We start from the raw sequence: 20,599 nt of genomic DNA on the forward strand, positions 1-20,599 counted from the left end.
GGTACGGGTCGACGGCACACCTGAACAGGTCGACGGAGCACCTGTCACGATTCCCCTGCCAACCAGTCCTCCAGGAGACGGTGGTCGATCGCGTCCACCCGACCGAGCGGGCGTCCCGAGGCCGCCCGGTCCCGCAGCTCCTCCCGGGTGAACCAGCGCGCCTCCAGCAGCTCCTCGCCGTCGACGCGTACCTCGTCGGAGGTGGCGGTGGCCCGGAAGCCCACCATCAGGCCGGCGGGGAACGGCCACGCCTGCGACCCCTGGTAGGTCACGTCGGTGACTGTCACACCCGCCTCCTCGGCCATTTCCCGACGGACCGCGTCCTCCAGGCTCTCGCCGACCTCGACGAAGCCGGCCAGCGTCGAGTACGCGTCCTCGGCCGCGCCCGCGTGCCGGGCCAGCAGACAGCGCCCCGGCCGACCGGGCGCTTCGACCAGCACGATGATCGCCGGCTCGATCCGGGGGAACAGCAGACGTCCGCACTCCGCACCGGTGCAGGTCCGCAGGTGCCCGCCGCCGCCGGCGACGGCCGGCGCGCCGCACGTCCCACAGAATCGCTGCTGCCGGTGCCAGTGCAGCAAACCCCTGGCGTACGCCTGGACGGCCGCGTCGCCGGGCCCGAGCCGCCCGACGAGTGCCCGCACGTCGACGGACCGCACCGCGCCGGCCATCTCCACGGCGGAAGTCTCGGGGAGCGCGGAGAGGTCCGCGGCGAACACGGCGACCTCCGCGTCGAGACCCAGGAAGACGGTCTCGCTGGCGGCGGATCGGACCAGCGCCGCACGTTCCGCGCTGAGCCGAAGCGGCCCGTGGCCGTCGACGAGGCAGCGGTCCCGCCACATCGGCAGCAGCACTGTGGCCGGCTCGGTGAGCAGCGCGCTCAACCGCGTCGGATCGGTGCGCAACGGGCCCGCCCGGTCCAGCCAGCCGCCCCCGTACGCCAACACCCGCTCCGCAGTGCCCACCCGGTCACCGTGCCACGTCGGTGGTCCGCCGTCGGCACCGCCCCCGGGTCGGTACGACACGCCGAACGACACGCGGTAGCAGCACCTGGTGGGCGCAGCCCACGGGGACGGCCGGGCATTCGTTACCGTAGGTGCCTCCGGGAGGGAGAACCTCCCGCGGCACCCTGGCGATCGAGGTTGCAGTGACGCTGTACGGCGAAAAGACTCCACCCGCCGACGACCGGCCCACCGTGCAGGTCACCGCGGTCACCTGGCCGGACGATGGACCTGCGCCGGTCACCACAGCCACTCCCGGCGAGCCGGCCGGCGGCCCGCGCCGCCCGCGTCGGGTGCGGATGCTGCTCGCCGCCGGCATCACCGGTGGCGTCCTCGCCGCCGTGGCGGGTGCCGGCGCCTGGGCGTACGCCGGCGACGTTCCCCGTGGCACCAGCGTGCTCGGCACCGAGCTGGGCGGCCGGAGCCGCGCGGACGCCGACCGGGAGTTGCGGGCGGAGCTGGACCGACGGGCGGCGGAGCTCGCCACACCGCTGAAGGTCACCGTCGACGGACGTACCGCCGAGATCAACCCGGCCGACGTCGGGCTGGCCGTCGACGTTCCGGCGACCGTCGCGGCGGCGGCCGAGGCCGACGCGCACCCGGTCAGTCGGCTGGTCGGCTCCCGCACTGTCGAGCCGGTGGTCACAGTCGACGTGGGCCGGTTGGACGACGCGCTCCGTAAGGTGCTCGGCGACCAGGCCCAGGGGATGACGATGCCGGCGATCACCTTCCAGGGCACCACGCCGAAGGTCGTACAACCCAAGCCCGGGCTGGCCCTGAACCCGCAGCGCTCCGCCGACGTGGTCCGCGCCGGCTGGTTGGCCGGCGCCCCGGTCACCGTGCCCCTGGTGGAGACCCACCCGGCGACCACCCCGGAGGAGTTGGACCGGCTGGTCAGCGAGCTGGCGAAGCCGGCGGTCGCCGCACCTGTCACCCTGCGCACCAACAAGGGCTCGGTGACGATCCCGCCCGCCGCCATCGCGAAGAGCCTGCGGTTCAGCGCCGACAAGACCGGCAAACTGACCCCCGCGGTGGACGTCAAGCGGCTGCGCACGGCGCTCGGCGATGACCTGGACGCCATCGAGGTGCCGCCGAAGGACGCCACGATGACAATTTCCGGGGGCCGGCCCACCGCAACCGAGGGGAGAGCCGGGCAGCAGCTGGACACGGCGACTCTCGGTCGGGACCTGCTGGCCGTGCTGCCGAAGACGGATGGCCGCGAGGTGACCGGCGAGTTGAAGCCGACCCCGCCGCAGCTGACCGGGGAGAAGCTCGCCGGCCTGGGGATCAAGGAGCGGGTCTCGACCTTCACCACCCGGTTCACCGGCGGCATGGCCTCGTCGCGCAGCCAGAACATCGCGACCATCGCGCGGAAGGTGGACGGCACTGTCGTGCTGCCCGGGAAGACGTTCTCGCTCAACGGGCACACCGGCGAGCGCGGCTACGCCCAGGGCTACCGGGACGCACCCGTCATCCTCGACGGCAAGCTGGTGCCGGGCGTCGGCGGCGGCACGTCACAGTTCACCACCACGCTGTTCAACGCGAGCTACTACGCCGGCCTGGAGGATGTCGAGCACAAGCCGCACTCGTACTGGTTCGACAGGTACCCGGCGGTCATCGAGTCGACAATCTTCTGGCCGAGTCTGGACTTCAAGTTCCGCAACAACACCGAGTACGGCGTGCTCATCGACACGTCGTACACGTCAAGCACGATCACCGTCTCGATGTGGAGCACGAAGATCTACGACAGCGTGAAGACGGAGTACGGGCCACGTCGCAACATCACGACCCCGAAGCAGATCCACCTGACACCCGGCCCCTCGTGCATCGAGACCAACGGCATCAACGGCTTCACCCAGGACGCCTTCCGCGTCATCAAGAAGGGCGGCGTGGTGGTCAAGCGGGAGAAGTTCACCTGGCGCTACGACGCGGAGCCCCGCTACGTCTGCGGTCCCAAGCCTTCCTGAGCTTCGACCGTCCGCCGCACGACCCGCACGCTCAGGACCGCCGTGAGCACGACCAACACCGTCCCGACGGTCCACAGCGGATAGGCCACCGGACGAGTGTCCAGCGACGTCTCGTGAAACCTGCCGCCCTCCGCGGTAACCAGGCGGTGCAGCCAGCTGACCAGGCAGAGAACGCCAGCGCCGAGAACTGTCACGAACCACGCCCACGCCGTCCGGGCTGGCGGCCCCGGCGTCGCGTCTCCCAGCCCCTCCGCCGTGCGCCGCACGTAGTACCGCCACGTGACGACGGCGGCGGCCGCGACAAGTGCGGCGAGTATCCACAGCCGGTCCGCCGCGGCGGTCACGAAGCCGTACGGGAACGGTTCGCTCAGGATTATGTACGCGAGCCAGGCCGGCACCAGGTCGACGTTGCCGTGGGTCGCAGTCTCGATGCGATCCTCGTAGTGCCCCATCATGAGGATGGTGCGTACCACGTCGACGACCGCCCACAGAATCAGCGCGCCCACTGCCAGCCGGGCCGTGCCCGGCAGCCCGCGTTCGCCGGCAGGCGGGCTCATGAGCACTCACACGTTTCGAGGGTCATCACGAGAGTATTGACCGCCGCCAGTGCCAGCGTGACCCCGTCCAGCAGGGGTGGTGTCACACCAGGGCGCCGCCCGGTCCGCAGGCCGCATGATCAGGCGTGACCTTTGGTGGAACGCAGAAAAGGCCACCCCGTTGGGGGTGGCCTTTTTTTCTGGAAGATTGTCCGGCGGCGTCCTACTCTCCCACACCCTCACGAGTGCAGTACCATCGGCGCTGGAGGGCTTAGCTTCCGGGTTCGGAATGTGACCGGGCGTTTCCCCTCCGCCATGACCGCCGTAACTCTATGAACATATCAAACAACACCGGCACACACTCACGGGTGTTCGCTCGTTCAGAGTTGCACAGTGGACGCGTAGCAGCTTAGTAGTCAAGTCCTCGGCCTATTAGTACCGGTCAACTGAACCCGTTACCGGGCTTACATTTCCGGCCTATCAACCCAGTCGTCTAGCTGGGGGCCTTACCCCACAAAGTGGGTGGGATACCTCATCTTGAAGCAGGCTTCCCGCTTAGATGCTTTCAGCGGTTATCCCTTCCGAACGTAGCTAACCAGCCGTGCCCTTGGCAGGACAACTGGCACACCAGAGGTTCGTCCGTCCCGGTCCTCTCGTACTAGGGACAGCCCTTCTCAAGTATCCTACGCGCACGGCGGATAGGGACCGAACTGTCTCACGACGTTCTAAACCCAGCTCGCGTACCGCTTTAATGGGCGAACAGCCCAACCCTTGGGACCTGCTACAGCCCCAGGATGCGACGAGCCGACATCGAGGTGCCAAACCATCCCGTCGATATGGACTCTTGGGGAAGATCAGCCTGTTATCCCCGGGGTACCTTTTATCCGTTGAGCGACACCGCTTCCACTCGCAAGTGCCGGATCACTAGTCCCGACTTTCGTCCCTGCTCGACCTGTCAGTCTCACAGTCAAGCTCCCTTGTGTACTTGCACTCAACACCTGATTGCCAACCAGGCTGAGGGAACCTTTGGGCGCCTCCGTTACCTTTTAGGAGGCAACCGCCCCAGTTAAACTACCCACCAGACACTGTCCCTGAACCGGATAACGGTCCGAAGTTAGATACCCAAATCAACCAGAGTGGTATTTCAAGATTGCCTCCACCCATACTGGCGTATGGACTTCACCGGCTCCCACCTATCCTACACAAGCTAATTCGAGTACCAATGTCAAGCTATAGTAAAGGTCCCGGGGTCTTTCCGTCCTGCCGCGCGTAACGAGCATCTTTACTCGTACTGCAATTTCGCCGGGCCTGTGGTTGAGACAGTGGGGAAGTCGTTACGCCATTCGTGCAGGTCGGAACTTACCCGACAAGGAATTTCGCTACCTTAGGATGGTTATAGTTACCACCGCCGTTTACTGGCGCTTAAGTTCTCCGCTTCGCCCCGAAGAGCTAACAGGTCCCCTTAACGTTCCAGCACCGGGCAGGCGTCAGTCCATATACATCGAATTACTTCTTCGCATGGACCTGTGTTTTTAGTAAACAGTCGCTTCCCCCTGCTCTCTGCGGCCATACAACGCTCCACCCGCGCGGGGCTTCACGTCTCCGGCCCCCCTTCTCCCTAAGTTACGGGGGCAATTTGCCGAGTTCCTTAACCACAGTTCGCCCGATCGCCTCGGTATTCTCTACCTGACCACCTGTGTCGGTTTGGGGTACGGGCCGCTAAGAACTCGCTAGAGGCTTTTCTCGGCAGCATAGGATCACTGACTTCACCTGAATCGGCTCGGCATCACGTCTCAGCCTTCATGTGTTGCGGATTTGCCTACAACACGGCCTACACGCTTACCCCGGCACAACCACCGGCCGGGCTCAGCTACCTTCCTGCGTCACCCCATCGCTTGACTACTACCCATCAGGTTCCCACGCTCCCTCAGCTCAGTCCGAAGACCTCACCAAGTTCGGGTGGTTAGCACAACGAGGTTCATCAGGGACGCTCTTTCGCGGGTACGGGAATATCAACCCGTTGTCCATCGACTACGCCTCTCGGCCTCGCCTTAGGTCCCGACTCACCCAGGGCGGATTAGCCTGGCCCTGGAACCCTTGGTCATCCGGCGGAAGGGTTTCTCACCCTTCTTTCGCTACTCATGCCTGCATTCTCACTCGTGCCGCGTCCACAACTGGGTCACCCCGCTGCTTCACTCGCGGCACGACGCTCCCCTACCCATCCACACACCTGCACAAGGAATCAAGTCCAAGCGAGGATAAAATGTGAATGCCACAGCTTCGGCGGTGTGCTTGAGCCCCGCTACATTGTCGGCGCGGAACCACTTGACCAGTGAGCTATTACGCACTCTTTAAAGGGTGGCTGCTTCTAAGCCAACCTCCTGGTTGTCTATGCGACCCCACATCCTTTTCCACTTAGCACACGCTTAGGGGCCTTAGCTGGTGATCTGGGCTGTTTCCCTCTCGACTACGAAGCTTATCCCCCGCAGTCTCACTGCCGCGCTCTCACTTACCGGCATTCGGAGTTTGGCTGATTTCGGTAAGCTTGTGGGCCCCCTAGACCATCCAGTGCTCTACCTCCGGCAAGAAACACGCGACGCTGCACCTAAATGCATTTCGGGGAGAACCAGCTATCACGGAGTTTGATTGGCCTTTCACCCCTAACCACAGGTCATCCCCCAATTTTTCAACATTGGTGGGTTCGGCCCTCCACGCGGTCTTACCCGCGCTTCAGCCTGCCCATGGCTAGATCACTCCGCTTCGGGTCTAGGACACGCGACTGAATCGCCCTATTCAGACTCGCTTTCGCTACGGCTCCCCCACACGGGTTAACCTCGCCACATGCCACTAACTCGCAGGCTCATTCTTCAAAAGGCACGCCGTCACCCCGCAAGGCTCCGACGGATTGTAGGCGAACGGTTTCAGGTACTATTTCACTCCCCTCCCGGGGTACTTTTCACCATTCCCTCACGGTACTTGTCCGCTATCGGTCACCAGGAAGTATTTAGGCTTACCAGGTGGTCCTGGCAGATTCACGGCAGATTTCAGGGGTCCGCCGCTACTCGGGAACACCCACAGAAGGTCAGCAACTTTCACCTACCGGACTCTCACCGTCTACGGTCAGCCATTCCAGACTGTTCGACTAGCCACTGACTTTGTAACTCCTCGAACAAGTGTCAGCTTGTTCAGCGGGGTCCCACAACCCCGACCACGCAACCCCTGACAGGTATCACACGCAGCCGGTTTAGCCTCGATCCGCTTTCGCTCGCCACTACTCACGGAATCACTAAATTGTTTTCTCTTCCTACGGGTACTGAGATGTTTCACTTCCCCGCGTTCCCTCCACACACCCTATGTGTTCAGGTGTGGGTGACACCACATGACTGGTGCCAGGTTTCCCCATTCGGACACCCTGGGATCACAGCTTGGTTGACAGCTCCCCCAGGCCTATCGCGGCCTCCCACGTCCTTCATCGGCTCCTGGTGCCAAGGCATTCACCGTTCGCCCTTGACAACTTGACCACAAAGATGCTCGCGTCCACTGTGCAATTCTCAACAAACGACCAACCCACAACCCGATCCGCCCCACACCAAACCCGATCCTCAGACCAGCGGTATATGGGGCCAGGCCATGCCTGGCAGACTTCCAGCCCCACCAAGGGGGCCGGACAAGTCTCTGAAACAACAACACGATGGTTGTTCCTTCAGGACCCAACAGGGTGCTCACATTTCTTCTCAGCCGCACCAGGGCTTCGTTCCCACCAACCCGAAGGAAGGCTGTACTAGAAGGAACCCGGCCGTTGCCGAGGAAAAACTTGCCAGTGTCTCCGCCATTCGAGCACCCCACCACCACATTCGGGCAGTGCGGGCTCCTTACCGACTTTCGTCGGAAGGTGCTCCTTAGAAAGGAGGTGATCCAGCCGCACCTTCCGGTACGGCTACCTTGTTACGACTTCGTCCCAATCGCCAGCCCCACCTTCGACGGCTCCCTCCACAAGGGTTGGGCCACCGGCTTCGGGTGTTGCCGACTTTCGTGACGTGACGGGCGGTGTGTACAAGGCCCGGGAACGTATTCACCGCAGCGTTGCTGATCTGCGATTACTAGCGACTCCGACTTCACGGGGTCGAGTTGCAGACCCCGATCCGAACTGAGACCGGCTTTTTGGGATTCGCTCCACCTCGCGGTATCGCAGCCCATTGTACCGGCCATTGTAGCATGCGTGAAGCCCTGGACATAAGGGGCATGATGACTTGACGTCATCCCCACCTTCCTCCGAGTTGACCCCGGCAGTCTTCGATGAGTCCCCGCCATAACGCGCTGGCAACATCGAACGAGGGTTGCGCTCGTTGCGGGACTTAACCCAACATCTCACGACACGAGCTGACGACAGCCATGCACCACCTGTGACCGCCCCCGAAGGACCCCCCATCTCTGGAGGTTTTGCGGCCATGTCAAACCCAGGTAAGGTTCTTCGCGTTGCATCGAATTAATCCGCATGCTCCGCCGCTTGTGCGGGCCCCCGTCAATTCCTTTGAGTTTTAGCCTTGCGGCCGTACTCCCCAGGCGGGGCGCTTAATGCGTTAGCTGCGGCACAGGGAACCGGAGAGGCCCCCCACACCTAGCGCCCAACGTTTACAGCGTGGACTACCAGGGTATCTAATCCTGTTCGCTCCCCACGCTTTCGCTCCTCAGCGTCAGTATCGGCCCAGAGACCCGCCTTCGCCACCGGTGTTCCTCCTGATATCTGCGCATTTCACCGCTACACCAGGAATTCCAGTCTCCCCTACCGAACTCTAGCCTGCCCGTATCGACCGCAGGCTTGGGGTTGAGCCCCAAGTTTTCACGGTCGACGCGACAAGCCGCCTACGAGCTCTTTACGCCCAATAAATCCGGACAACGCTCGCACCCTACGTCTTACCGCGGCTGCTGGCACGTAGTTGGCCGGTGCTTCTTCTGCAGGTACCGTCACTCTCGCTTCGTCCCTGCTGAAAGAGGTTTACAACCCGAAGGCCGTCATCCCTCACGCGGCGTCGCTGCATCAGGCTTCCGCCCATTGTGCAATATTCCCCACTGCTGCCTCCCGTAGGAGTCTGGGCCGTGTCTCAGTCCCAGTGTGGCCGGTCGCCCTCTCAGGCCGGCTACCCGTCGTCGCCTTGGTAGGCCATCACCCCACCAACAAGCTGATAGGCCGCGAGCCCATCCCAAGCCGAAAAACTTTCCACCACCAGCCATGCGGCCAGCAGTCCTATTCGGTATTAGCCCCCGTTTCCGAGGGTTATCCCAAAGCTTGGGGCAGGTTGCTCACGTGTTACTCACCCGTTCGCCGCTCGAGTACCCCGAAGGGCCTTTCCGCTCGACTTGCATGTGTTAAGCACGCCGCCAGCGTTCGTCCTGAGCCAGGATCAAACTCTCCAACAAAAATTAGTTGAACAGCATCCTGACAACAAACAAATGTTGCCAAAGGAATCCCAACCAGCCAGTTACAAGAACCGACCAGTCCGGGGTATAAATCATAATTGGCACTGGCTTTACAAGCACCCTGTTGAGTTCTCAAAGAACAACCACACACCAGCCAGAAGCCCCACCACAGTGGAACCCCAACCGGGGCTTTCGTACTGTGTCCCCGCCGCTCTCGCGCCGGGCACTTTTACTACGTTACCTCACCGTCTTCGCCGTGTCAAACCGTGTGTCCCGGTCTGTCATGCTTCGTACGGGTCAGCGCCGGCGCACTCACGCAGCAGCAAACCGCTGCGTCAGGTCGTCGGATTCGGCAGACCGGCCGCTGCGGTTTCCCGCAGTCTCGCCCGGTTCCCTGCCGGTCGTGAACCTTACCCGGTCGGCTTCGCCGCACCAAATCCGCCTCGCGGCCGATCTGGCGAGCCCCGCCCGGACCGTGTCCGGCAGGAGCGAACCCCTGCTTGACCCGGTTGCCACCCCGTTCCGGTGCTCCAGGACCTTCGTCCCGTTTGCCCCGTTCCGCGCTGGCAGAGAGAAAGTTACGCGTCTGCGGGTTTGATCGTCAAATCCACGGGTAGCGGCGCGCGTCACATTCGCACCTTCGGACGGTTTCCGCAGGTCAGCAGCATCTAGGCACAAACAGGTGCGGTCGGGGCTTCCGGAGCCGGGGGCCGACCACCTGACCTCGGGAGCGTCAGCGGCGATCAGGACGTCCGCCGCCGCCGGGCGGCGAGCCATCCCCGGACGCCGAGGACGCCGGCGGTGGTCCCGATCGCCAGCGACGCGGCGATCAGCAGCGCGTGCACCCACAGGAAGCTGGTGACTGCGCCGTCGGCCACCGTGCCGGACGCCCAGGACCGCGGGTCCTGCCAGATGGCCACCGCGAACCTCGGCCAGATCACCCAGGTCCAGACGCCGACTCCGACCAGGAAGAGACTCCACCCTCGCGACAGCACCATGGCAGCCGAGTATGCCAGCGCAGCTGCTCAGCGGACCGGCGGTGCGAAAGCGAACGTACTGCCACGCCTGGATGGCAGGGCTGTTTCCGGCGGCGGCGGGGTGGGCACTACGAAGGAGGACAGCTGAGGACCGCCCCCCGGAGGTGCCCCATGCAATCCTCGATCGTCAACCCCTGGGCCTGGCGTGACCCGTCCGCCCTGGCCGGTGGGTACACGCAGGCCACACCCTCGGTCATCCCGCCGGACGACCAGGAGGGTGGCCACGACGGCCCGGACGCACCCGGCCCGGGCACGCCCGTCGACCTGGTGGGCTATCAGGTGCAGGCGAGCGATGGGCGCATCGGCAGCATCGACGAGACGAGCGACGAGGCGGACGCCGCGCACCTGGTGGTGGACACCGGCCCGTGGATCTTCGGGCAGAAGGTGTTGCTGCCGGCCGGGACGGTGGTCCGGGTTGATCACCAGGAACGCGTCGTGCACGTCGACCGGACCCGACAGCAGATCAGGGACGCACCGCCGTTCGATCCTGACTCGGCCGACCAGGAGCACCGGGACCGCATCGGCACCTACTACGCCGACAGCTACCTCCCGCCTCCCGGCGCCATTCCGCGGGTAATCTGAGGCCGTGGTCCGGACGGGCAAGTGCGCACCGGAGGCGGTCGACCTGGTCGACGGCCTCCGCCTCGGTGCCGTGCCCGGGATCCCGACCAGCTCCGGTGACGGCCGAGAGCAACTTCTGAACGTCCTCCGTGCCGGTGGTCTGCGGTTCCGCGCCGGCGCGCGATGGCGGGCGACTCGCTGAGTCGATCCCGCTGACCGAGCAGGGCTGAGCCAGCCCTGTTCGGCGCGCCCACGCGTGACCCACCTTCGGTAACGAGAGGCACCACCATGTCCGTCGCACGAATGCTCACCGGGGACCGGCCCACCGGCCGCCTGCACCTCGGCCACTACGTCGGCAGCATCGCCAACCGGGTACGCCTGCACCACCGCTACGAGAGCTTCTTCATCATCGCCGACCTGCACATGCTCACCACTCGCAACCGCCGCGAGGACATCGACCAGGTCTCCGGCAACGCCCGCGAGATGGTGACCGACATCCTCGCCGCAGGGGTCGACCCGGACCGGGCCACCTTCTACCTCCAGTCGGCCATCCCCGAGGTCGGCGACCTCAACACCCTCCTGCAGAACCTGGTGACAGTTCCCCGGCTGGAGCGGGTGCCGTCGCTCAAGGACATGGCCCGCGACGCCGGCAAGGAGGAGATGCCGTACGGGCTGCTGGGTTACCCGGTGCTCCAGGCCGCGGACATCCTCTGCGTCAAGGGCGAGGTGGTCCCGGTCGGTCGGGACAACGCCGCACACGTCGAGGTGACCAGGGAGATCGCCCGACGGTTCAACCACCTGTACGGCCCGGTCTTCCCGGTGCCCGAGTTGATCCCGGCGGACACACCGAGCCTGGTGGGGACCGACGGCGCCGCCAAGATGAGCAAGAGCCGGGGCAACTCGATCGCGCTCTCCGACGACGCGGCGACGGTGCGTCGCAAGGTGCTCGGCATGTACACCGACCCGAACCGGGTGCGGGCCGACGTGCCGGGCACGGTGGAGGGCAACCCGGTGTTCGCGTACCACGAGGTTTTCAATCCGGACCGCGACGAGGTCGCCGACCTGGCCCGGCGTTACCGGGCCGGGCGGGTGGGCGACGTGGAGGTCAAGGAACGGCTGGTCGTCGCGCTGGAGGGGTTCCTGGCGCCGATCCGGCAGCGGCGGGCCGAGATCGAAGCCGACCGGGGTCTGGTCGACCGGCTGATCGTCGAGGGCACGGAACGGACCCGCCTGGAGGTGCGCCAGACCGTCCTCGAGGTACGCCGGGCGATGGGGCTGACCGGCGCGTACCAGCAGGTGCGGCGGCGGGCCGAGCGGAGCCGGCGCCGAACGGACGCCTCGACCTGAGGCCGGGGCCGTCGAGCCGGCTGAACCGTCGACCTCCATGGCGCAGAATGCGGTGATGAGGAGGATTCTCGACATTCGTCCGGTGCCGGCGGGGGTGACGCACCGGACCACGATGTTCGAGATCTTCTTCGACCTGGTCTTCGTCTTCGCACTCACCCGGGTCATCACCTTCATGGCGGCATCGCCGAGCGCGCTCACCCTGGCCCAGGGGCTACTCCTCCTGCTACTGCTGCTCTACTCCTGGTCGCCGTACATCTGGGTGGGGAACCTGGTCCGGCCGGACGTCGGGCCGGTCCGCGCCATCACCCTGGTCGCGATGGCGGCGATCTTCGTGGCCGCGTTGGTGCTGCCGGACGCGTGGCGGCAGAGCCCGGAGCTGTTCGACGCGCCGTTGACACTCGCCCTGGCCTACGTGGTCGGCCGGGCCGTACAGCTCGTGATCCTGTTCTGGGCGAGCGCGACGAACCCTGCGCTGCGCTCGACGCTGCGGTTCTTCACAGTGCCTGTGGTGCTGGGCTGGGTCCCGCTGATCATCGGTGCTCTGCTCGGTGGCGCAGCGCAGACAGCGCTCTGGACTGTGGCGTTTCTGCTGAACATCGGCGGTGCGCGGATCGCGTCCACCTTCCGGCCGTGGCAACTGCGCAGCGTGGACCACTTCAGTGAGCGGTTCGGTCTGGTGCTCATCATCGCGCTGGGTGAGTCACTGATCTCTGCCGGCGCTGGCCCGAGGGCGATGGCGCCGGTCGGCTCTGCCCTGCTGGCAGCGCTGCTCGGCCTCACCAGCACGGTGTGCCTGTGGTGGCTCTACTTCGATCGGCTGGCGCCCACCGCCCGGGAGGCGGTCAGCAACGTGCCGGGTGAGCGACGGGCCAGCGTGGCGGGCGACGCGTACGGCCTCGGGCACTCCACGCTCATCATCGGCGCCATCTACGTCGCGCTCGGCATCGAGGAGGTGATCGCCCAGCTCACCGAGGGGTCGGCGCATCCCGGCCGGCTGGGCTGGGAGGCTGCCGCCGCGCTCTACGGCGGCAGTGCCCTCTATCTGCTCAGCAGGTTGCTCTTCCGTCGACTGACCGTCGGTGCGGTGTACGCGGCGCAGGTCGTCGCCGCGCTGTTGCCGCTGGCCCTGCTGCCGATCGGTCGGTCTCTGCCGCCCCTGGCGGCGCTCACCCTGCTGACCGCGTTCCTGATCGGGGTGACCTGGTTCGAGCGACGGATGGACCGACGCGACGAACGGCCAGGAGAAACCTGACGCGCCGTGTCGATGTCGGCGGCCCTCGTTCGTCGTCATGCTGTACGGCGACACGCCGCACCGAGAGGAGCCGAGACGTGAAGTACATGCTGCTGTTCATGAGTCCCATGGCCGACGGGGAGGTCGTCGACAACGGGTGCAGCTTCGAGGACTGGATCCGCTTCGACCGGGAGATGAAGGACGCCGGGGTCTGGGTCTCCGGGCATCCGTTACAGGACCTGACCACCTGCACGACAGTGCAGGTCGGCCCGGACGGCGAGCGCACGGTCACCGACGGGCCGTTCGCCGAGACCCGTGAGCTGCTCGGCGGGTACGACATCATCGACGTGCCGGACCTCGACGCCGCGCTGGACTGGGCGGCCCGCAGTCCCGGGGCCATCGGCACCGGATCGGTCCAGGTCCGCCCGATCGCCGAGATCGACATTCCGGTCTGACCATGCCGGGTGAGAGGGCAGCCGTCGGGTCGTCGGTGGAGGCGGTGTTCCGGGAGGAGCGCGGCCGACTCCTCGCTTCGCTCGTGCGCCGCTTCGGCGACCTCGACCTGGCCGAGGAGGTCGCGTCCGAGGCCATCGAGGCGGCGCTGACGCACTGGCCGACCGACGGCGTCCCGAGCCGACCGGGTGCCTGGCTGCTCACCACGGCGCGACGTCGAGCCGTGGACCGACTGCGCCGCGACCGGGTGCTGGCGACCAGGCTCGCCGTACTCCAGGCGGAGGCCGAGCGGGCCGATCACGCCCCGCCCGCGGACGCGGACCGGGACCTGCCCGACGACCGGCTGGCGCTCTTCTTCACCTGTGCGCACCCGGCCCTGGCCGCGCAGGATCGTGGCGCTCTCACCCTGCGGTTCCTGGCCGGCCTCACCACCACCGAGGTCGCGCGGGCTTTCCTGGTGCCGCCCGCCACCATGGCCCAGCGACTCGTCCGGGCCAAACGGAAGATCCGCGACGCCCGCATCCCGTTCCGGGTGCCGGGCCCCGACGAGTTGCCCGGTCGGCTGCCCACGGTGCTCCAGGCCGTCTACTCGGTCTTCACCGAGGGGTACGCGGCCAGCTCCGGCCCGGAGCTGCAACGGATCGGCCTGGCCGAGGAGGCCATCCGGCTCGGCCGGATCCTGCGCCGGCTGTTGCCGGCCGAGCGGGAGGTCGCCGGACTGCTCGGCCTGATGCTGCTGGTCCACGCCCGACGCGACGCGCGTACCGGACCGGACGGCGCCATGATCCTCCTCGACGACCAGGACCGGGGACGCTGGGACCGTCAGATGATCGAGGAGGGGCGCGGCCTGGTGGTGGTCGCGCTGACCGGCCGAGGGCCCGGCCCGTACGGGTTGCAGGCCGCCATCGCCGCTCTGCACGACGAGGCCGCCGACGTCGCCAGCACCGACTGGCCGCAGGTGGTGGCGCTCTACGACGTGCTGCTCAGCCTGGTGCCCTCACCTGTCGTCGCGCTGAACCGGGCCGCCGCGGTGGCCATGCGGGACGGGCCGGAGGCGGGGCTCACGCTGCTCGACGAGTTGGCCGACGATCCGCGCCTGCGTGGCCACCACCCCTATCCGGCGGCGCGGGCCGACCTGCTGCGCCGGCTCGGCCGGTACGACGAGGCCGCCGCCGCGTACCGCAGCGCGTTGACGCTTGACGGCACCGAACCGGAGCGCGCGTACCTGCTCAGCCAACTGAAAGCCGTCACGACCGAGTGAGCTGTACCCTTCCCCGGGTGAGTCTGCCTCTGCCTCCCGGGCCGTTCGCCGCGTACCTGTTCGACTGCGACGGCACCATCGTCGACTCGATGCCGCTGCACTATCTGGCCTGGCAGCGGGCCCTGGAGGAGTGGGGCTGCGAGTTCCCGGAGGACCTCTTCTACGCGTGGGGTGGTCGGCCCACCGCCGACATCATCGTCGCCCTGAACGAGCAGCAGGGTCTGGCCATGCCGGTGGCTGCCGTCGTCGAGCGCCGGGAGAGCTACTACCAGGAGTTGCTGCCGCAGCTCGCCGCCGTGCCCGAGGTGCTGGCGCACATCCACGACGCGCACCGGCGGGTCCCGTTCGCCGTCGTCTCCGGCAGCACCCGCGCGTCGGTCACCGCCTCCCTGGACGCGCTCGGCCTGCTGGACCGGTTCGACGTGCTGGTCTGCGCCGACGACTACACCCGGGCCAAGCCCGACCCGGAGGCGTTCCTGCTCGCGGCGGACCAGCTCGGCGTACCCCCGGAGTCCTGCCTGGTCTTCGAGGACACCGACCTGGGCATCCAGGCCGCGACGGCGGCCGGCATGGCATCGGTACGCGTGCCGCAACAGCGCACGCCCTGAGGTCTCAGGCCACCGTCAGCAGGAGCTTCCCGGCGTAGGACGTCTGTAGGCGCTGGTGCGCCTCCCGCACCTTGCCCAGTGGGAACTTCTCCGCGACGTGCACCACGAACGGCCCCGCCTCGATGAGTTCGTTGAGGCGCTGCAACTGTCGAGGGTTCGATTCGCCGTCGTACGCCCGGACCGTGACGCCCGGCCGCTCCTGGGGCTCCGGCTTCACCCCGTGGGCGAACGCGACCACCCCGCCGTCGGCCAGCGCCTCGGTGAGCTGGTCCAGCGTTCCGCCGCCGGCCATCGCCAGGATGGCGTTCACCCCGCCCGGCGCCGCGTCCCGGATCCGGGCCAGCACGTCGGTCATGTCGCCGTGCCCGTCGAGGGACACGTCGGCCCCGAGCCGGGTCACCAGCGCGACGCCGTCCGCCCCGGACGCCACAGCGATCACGTTGAGCCCCTGCCGCTTCGCCAGCTGCACGGCCAGGTGGCCCTGACCTCCGCTCGCACCGAAGATCAGCAGCCAGGCACCCGCCGACAGGCTGATCGCGTCGAGCCCGGCCAGCGCGGTCAGCGCGTCGGTGGGCATGGCACCGGCGTGCTCGGCGGGCACACCGTCGGGCACCTTCGCCGCGTACTCCGCCTTGACCGAGGCGTACTCGGCGTACAAGCCGCCCTTCGGGCGGGCCGTGGCGGAGACGTAGACCAGGTCGCCCACCGCCAGGCTGGTCACCTTGCTGCCGGCCGCGATGACGGTTCCGGCACCGTCGGAGCCGGGCACGATCGGGAGCGCGGAGCCCTCCGGCACCAGCACACCCTGCCTCTCGTACGCGTCCCACACCCCGACGCCGGCGCTCCAGACCTTGATCAGCACCTCGTCGTCGGCGACCTGCGGGACCGGCAGCTTTCGCAGCGTGATCACCTCCGGCCCGCCGAACTCGTCGAAGGCCGCGGCCTGCATCCGCTCTGGCACATCCCCGTCAACCATGTGGATTCCCTCTCCGTGCCGGCGTCACCGTCGCAGCATGCCGGCTCGGGAACAGGCGTGGCCCGGAGCTGAGCGTCGTTCACCCACAAGGACGAACGCCCACGCTCGACGGGCCTCGCCGGGCGTAGCCGAGGCGGGCACGGGAATGTCCGCGAACCACGCCGGGCGCGGCGGGCCGGCCGCGGAACCCACGGGAGGGGCATCGTGCACGCGCCGTCGACACGGGCCACGGCCTGGCTCCTGGTGGCACTCGCCGCGGCCTCCGGCTGCGTGGACGTGATCTGTCTGACCAGGCTCGACGGCTACTTCGCCAGCGTGATCACCGGCAATCTGGTGCACTTCGGCCACGCGCTCAGCACGGCGGACGGCCGCTCGCTGGCGGGGGCGGTGGTGGCGGTTGGCGGGTACGCGGTGGGGGTGGCCGCTGCCACGGTGCCGTTGCGCCACACCCCGCCGGGTTGGAACCGCCGTACCGCGGTGGTGACGTCGGCCGAGGCGGTGCTGCTGCTCGGCTTCACGGTCGGCTGGTTCGCCTGCTCGGCACGTCCGGGGTACGGCTTCGGGCTCGTGCTGCTGGCGATGGCGGCCGTGTCGAGCGGCATCCAGAGCGTGATCACCGTGGCTGCCGGCGTACGGGGTGCGTCGACCACCTACCTGACCGGCTCGCTCACCGACCTGGTCCGGCGGCGCGTCGTCGACCCGCACCGGTTCGCCGACGTGGGCGGCGTCGGCCGGCTGGCCGGGCTGGTGGCGGGCGCGGCGCTCGGCACTGTGGTGCTGCGTACGGCCCCGACCTGGGCATCCGTGCCGGCGGCGGTGCTGGTGGTCGCCGTGATCGCGTTCGCGATCGGTCTGACCCAGCGCGCGGGAACCGCCGCCGGCCGAAGCCAGCCGAGCTGACCGGAGCCGCGATCAGGAGGTCTGCGGCTCCGGGCCACGGAGCGCCTGCTCGACGGCGTCGCGGACGCGGGCGTCCTCGCGCGCCTTGCGCTGCGCCTGGGTGCGGCGCCGGTACAGGTACGCCCCGACGAGCGCGGCGATCAGCACGACGAGCACCAGCACCAGCGTCCAGGGCAGGGCCCATCCGTGCGCGGTCACCTCGACCGGCTTGAGCGAGGTGGTGGAGCCCGAGGCATCGGTGAGCAGGGGTGTCAGGGTCGCGGTCGCGGCCAGCGAGATGGTGGGAGCCACCCCGTGTACGGGAACCGTCACGTCCCAGCTCTCACCCGGAAGCAGCTCCGGCGGCGCGGCGACGTCCTCGGCCCGCACCCGCAGCAGGCCGAACGGGCCCGAGACCGTCACCGCCTGCTTACCGGAGAGCGCCGCGTTGCCGACGTTGTGGACCTTGTAGGTGATGGTGGCGTCACCCTTGCTGAACGGGTTGGCCGGTCCGGCGTACGTCACGTGCAGGTTCTCGATGGCGAGGTTCGGCTTCAGCTCGCCGCCCACCCGCAACTTGATCCGGATGCCGAGGCGACGGTCGACGTTGATTCCCTCAGCTTGGTCGGCCTGGGTCAGCGTGGTGAGGATGCCGCCGACGTAGTCACCGGGCGTGGCGTTCTCCGGGACGTTGACCGTGAAGGGGACCTGCGCGGTCTTACCGGGCTGGATCACGACGCTGCCGGCGTTCGGCTTCACCCAGGCGCCGATCGCGATGGACTTCTTGTCCTTGGTGAGCAGGTCGAGCTGGCCGGCGTCGGTGGTGAAGCCGTCGGCCGCGTACACGGCGAGGGTCAGCGGCGCCGGGCCGCGGTTGGCCACCACCATGGCGTCCTCGACGGCACCGCCCGGGTTGACGTTGTAGCTGTAGCTGGACCGGGCCTCGCCGTAGCCGTTGGAGGCCGTCCGGACCGTCCAGGCGACGTTTCCGTCCGCGGCCAGGGCGGGACCGGCACCGACACCGACGGCCGCGACGACGGCGAGCAGGGACAGTGCGGTCGTACGGAGACGTGCGGCGGTCGTGGTCTTCCAGCGAGTTACGGACGGTTGCATCTCAAGTCCTTGTGGTGATCTTGGTAGTGGGTGAACCGGTGGCGGGGTAGGCCCCGAAGGTGCCTACCCCGCCCGATGGAACTGTCCGGTCAGCTGCTCAGCGCAGTGATCGTGAGGGTGGTGCGGTAGCTGCCCTTCGCGATGCTGTCCGGGATCTTCAGATCCAGGTCAGCACCGAGCTTGGCGCCGCCGCGCGGGTGACCCTGCGCGGCCGCGGCGAGTGCGCTGGAGACCGAGAGGCCCTTGCCCTGGTCGTCGAGGGACGACAGGACCGGGGCACCGGCCTCGGCGCCGGCGCCGGCGTCGAGCACGTACGGGTTCCAACCGAGGTAGGAGCCGGAGAACTTCTTGTCGGCGTCCTGGAAGTCGCCGACGTTGGCCGAGATCGACCACGGGGCGAGCGAGCGGCGGCTGTCCGACACGAGGATCGGGTTGATCTTGCCGTTGGCCTGGAAGTAGGTGCCGTCGCGCTCCTGCGCGGTACCCAGGTCGACCAGACCGTTGTAGCCGTCGATCGTCCAGCCGAACTCGCCCGGAGCCGGGTTCGGCACGTTCACCTGGATGGCCTGGCCGTCACCGTTGAACGGGTGCACCGTCACGTTGTCGACGATCGAGCCGACCGGCTGGCCGTCCGGGGTGTTGACGCAGGAGAGGCCGGCCTCGACCGCCGCGTTCGGCGCCGCGCAGGTGCCGCTGCGCACGTTCGCCAGGACCAGCTTGTCGCCGCGCACCTGCACCTTGACGTAGCTGCGGACGTGCTCCTGGTTCTGCACCGAGTTGTACCAGTACTTGTTCGGGTCCAGCGGGTCCGGGCCGTTGCCACGGATGCCGGTGCCGGTGGCGTCCGGCTTCTTGATGTCGTAGTACTTCGAGCCGGAGGCCGAGTTGGCCGTCACGTAGATGACGCCGCCCGGGCCGGGGAACACATCAGCAGCACCCGGCTTCTCGGCCGGGTTCTCCTTCTGGCCGTTCTTGATGGAGTAGCTGCGCGAGTAGCTGTGGTCGTGACCCTGCAGCACCATGTCGATGCCGAGGTTCGAGAAGGCAGTGGTGAAGTCTTCCCGCCGCTGCTTGTTGTCGGTGTCGGTCGCGTGGCTGGCCGGCGAGTAGATGGAGTGGTGGTAGACCAGCACCTTCCACTTGGCCTCGGAGCCGTGCTTGTTCACCACGTCGGTGATGTACGCGACGTGCGCGGCGTCGCCGGCGTTGCTGCCGTCGGTCGGCAGCTTGTAGCTGTTGCTGTTGATGTCGATGAACAGCACGTCCTTGTAGACGAACCAGTAGTCACCACCGGACTTGGTGCCCGCCGGGTTCCCGTTGTCGTAGTACGGGGCCGTGCGGTCGGTGTTCGGGGTGAAGTGGTGCTGCTCGTAGGACTTGCCGCCGACGTCGTGGTTACCGATGGTGGCGACGAGGGGGTACTGACGAAGCTGGTCGGGCGCCATGAACGAGGTCCACTGGCCCTCGTCGTTGGCGGACTCGACGTGGTCGCCGCCGGAGACCAGCAGCTCGGCGTTCGGGTTGGCCGCGGTGGCGACCTTCAGGGTGTCCTCCCAGCCGGCCTGGTCCTTCAGCCGGTCGCCGGAGGAGCCGATCTGCGGGTCGCCGAAGAACAGGAAGTCGTAGTCGCCCTCGAAGTCCTGCGTCTTGAAGGCGTACGCCGGGGACCAGCTGCCCTCGGCGCCGACCCGGTACGAGTACGCCGTGTTCTCGCGCAGGTTGCTGATCGTGGCATGCCGGTTGAACCCGGTGGTGGAGGTGTTCGCCGCACCGACGGCGTCGAAGCTGACCGCGCTGGTCGGGAACTCGCCGTTGACGATCTCGGCGGTCGGGGCGAGCTGGATCTTCTGGGCGGTGTCGGCGGAGGAGTACCAGGTCACGATGCGCTGGGTCTCGTTGGCGCCGACGCCGAGGATCACGCTGCTGATCGTGGTGGACTCGGCCGCGCTCGCGGTGGCCATCAGGCCACTACCGAGGGCCGCGCCCATTCCCAGGAAGCCGGCTGCGACCCCGGCGACCAGGCGCCGCCGCACGAGCGCGGAGGCCCGTGTCGAGGTGCTCAATGTCATCGACATTGTTCCCTTTTCAAATAGAGAAATGGATTGTGCCTTCACCCGACGCTGGGGAAGCAAATCCACGCTTTCGCCGCCCGATGAACCAACCATGAACGTGATCTTGCGAAAGACTGCACTTCACGAACTACTTAGCCTT

The 20,599-nt window shown here is 67.2% G+C and carries 15 protein-coding genes and 3 rRNA genes; 9 read left to right on the forward strand and 9 right to left on the reverse strand.

Annotation, left to right across the window (positions count from 1 at the left end; genetic code table 11):
- Positions 1-44: 44 nt before the first annotated feature.
- Entirely contained in the window at positions 45-965 is a 921-nt protein-coding gene (gene nudC, locus ACQP0U_RS31550) for an NAD(+) diphosphatase (protein WP_433314218.1), read from the reverse strand.
- A gap of 182 nt (positions 966-1,147) precedes the next feature.
- Between nudC and ACQP0U_RS31555 the strand changes: the two genes are divergently transcribed.
- Positions 1,148-2,968, forward strand: coding sequence for a VanW family protein (locus tag ACQP0U_RS31555; protein WP_433314220.1), 1,821 nt, complete (start codon positions 1,148-1,150; stop codon positions 2,966-2,968).
- Here the strand turns inward: ACQP0U_RS31555 and ACQP0U_RS31560 are convergent.
- From ACQP0U_RS31560 to ACQP0U_RS31580, 5 genes are all read right to left on the reverse strand, one after another.
- Positions 2,941-3,525, reverse strand: coding sequence for a hypothetical protein (locus ACQP0U_RS31560; RefSeq protein ID WP_433314222.1), 585 nt, complete (start codon positions 3,523-3,525; stop codon positions 2,941-2,943). The genes ACQP0U_RS31555 and ACQP0U_RS31560 overlap by 28 nt on opposite strands.
- Before the next feature lie 189 nt (positions 3,526-3,714).
- Positions 3,715-3,831 (reverse strand): 5S ribosomal RNA (gene rrf / locus ACQP0U_RS31565).
- Positions 3,832-3,916: 85 nt separating this feature from the next.
- Positions 3,917-7,025 (reverse strand): 23S ribosomal RNA (locus tag ACQP0U_RS31570).
- A 382-nt stretch (positions 7,026-7,407) separates the two neighbouring features.
- A 16S ribosomal RNA gene (locus ACQP0U_RS31575) occupies positions 7,408-8,922 on the reverse strand.
- The 16S, 23S and 5S rRNA genes sit together here, the layout of an rRNA operon.
- A 743-nt stretch (positions 8,923-9,665) precedes the next feature.
- On the reverse strand, positions 9,666-9,920 hold the full coding sequence (locus ACQP0U_RS31580; protein WP_433314224.1) for an SCO4848 family membrane protein: 255 nt from the start codon (positions 9,918-9,920) through the stop codon (positions 9,666-9,668).
- A gap of 150 nt (positions 9,921-10,070) precedes the next feature.
- Here ACQP0U_RS31580 and ACQP0U_RS31585 point away from each other — a divergent pair, with 150 nt between their 5' ends.
- The 7 genes from ACQP0U_RS31585 to ACQP0U_RS31615 all read left to right on the forward strand — a co-directional run bounded on the left by ACQP0U_RS31585 (position 10,071) and on the right by ACQP0U_RS31615 (position 15,420).
- Positions 10,071-10,541: a PRC-barrel domain containing protein gene (locus ACQP0U_RS31585; protein WP_433314226.1), complete on the forward strand. Its 471-nt coding sequence runs from the start codon at positions 10,071-10,073 to the stop codon at positions 10,539-10,541.
- 4 nt (positions 10,542-10,545) lie between these two features.
- Positions 10,546-10,722, forward strand: coding sequence for a hypothetical protein (locus ACQP0U_RS31590; protein ID WP_433314229.1), 177 nt, complete (start codon positions 10,546-10,548; stop codon positions 10,720-10,722).
- An 86-nt stretch (positions 10,723-10,808) separates the two neighbouring features.
- Positions 10,809-11,867 carry a tryptophan--tRNA ligase gene (gene trpS, locus ACQP0U_RS31595; protein ID WP_433314231.1) on the forward strand — a complete coding sequence of 353 codons (1,059 nt, stop codon included), beginning with the start codon at positions 10,809-10,811 and terminating at the stop codon, positions 11,865-11,867.
- 55 nt (positions 11,868-11,922) lie between these two features.
- On the forward strand, positions 11,923-13,119 hold the full coding sequence (locus tag ACQP0U_RS31600; RefSeq protein ID WP_433314234.1) for a low temperature requirement protein A: 1,197 nt from the start codon (positions 11,923-11,925) through the stop codon (positions 13,117-13,119).
- An 86-nt stretch (positions 13,120-13,205) separates the two neighbouring features.
- Positions 13,206-13,553, forward strand: coding sequence for a YciI family protein (locus ACQP0U_RS31605; RefSeq protein WP_433321313.1), 348 nt, complete (start codon positions 13,206-13,208; stop codon positions 13,551-13,553).
- A 2-nt stretch (positions 13,554-13,555) separates the two neighbouring features.
- Positions 13,556-14,812 (forward strand): RNA polymerase sigma factor, encoded by a 1,257-nt coding sequence (locus tag ACQP0U_RS31610; protein WP_433314237.1) that lies wholly within the window; start codon positions 13,556-13,558, stop codon positions 14,810-14,812.
- Between the two features lie 17 nt (positions 14,813-14,829).
- Positions 14,830-15,420, forward strand: coding sequence for an HAD family hydrolase (locus ACQP0U_RS31615; RefSeq protein WP_433314240.1), 591 nt, complete (start codon positions 14,830-14,832; stop codon positions 15,418-15,420).
- Positions 15,421-15,424: 4 nt separating this feature from the next.
- Here ACQP0U_RS31615 and ACQP0U_RS31620 read toward each other — a convergent pair whose 3' ends face one another.
- A complete protein-coding gene (locus tag ACQP0U_RS31620) occupies positions 15,425-16,396 on the reverse strand; it encodes a quinone oxidoreductase family protein (protein WP_433314243.1) in 972 nt (323 codons plus the stop codon).
- 204 nt (positions 16,397-16,600) lie between these two features.
- Between ACQP0U_RS31620 and ACQP0U_RS31625 the strand changes: the two genes are divergently transcribed.
- Positions 16,601-17,296, forward strand: coding sequence for a YoaK family protein (locus ACQP0U_RS31625; protein ID WP_433314246.1), 696 nt, complete (start codon positions 16,601-16,603; stop codon positions 17,294-17,296).
- A gap of 12 nt (positions 17,297-17,308) precedes the next feature.
- Here ACQP0U_RS31625 and ACQP0U_RS31630 read toward each other — a convergent pair whose 3' ends face one another.
- Both ACQP0U_RS31630 and ACQP0U_RS31635 read right to left on the reverse strand, forming a co-directional pair.
- On the reverse strand, positions 17,309-18,388 hold the full coding sequence (locus tag ACQP0U_RS31630; RefSeq protein ID WP_433314249.1) for a WxL protein peptidoglycan domain-containing protein: 1,080 nt from the start codon (positions 18,386-18,388) through the stop codon (positions 17,309-17,311).
- A gap of 89 nt (positions 18,389-18,477) precedes the next feature.
- Positions 18,478-20,457: a fibronectin type III domain-containing protein gene (locus tag ACQP0U_RS31635; protein ID WP_433314251.1), complete on the reverse strand. Its 1,980-nt coding sequence runs from the start codon at positions 20,455-20,457 to the stop codon at positions 18,478-18,480.
- Between the last annotated feature and the right edge of the window lie 142 nt (positions 20,458-20,599).

Source organism: Micromonospora sp. CA-269861, assembly GCF_050948505.1.
In the GTDB taxonomy this organism is placed as follows: domain Bacteria; phylum Actinomycetota; class Actinomycetes; order Mycobacteriales; family Micromonosporaceae; genus Micromonospora.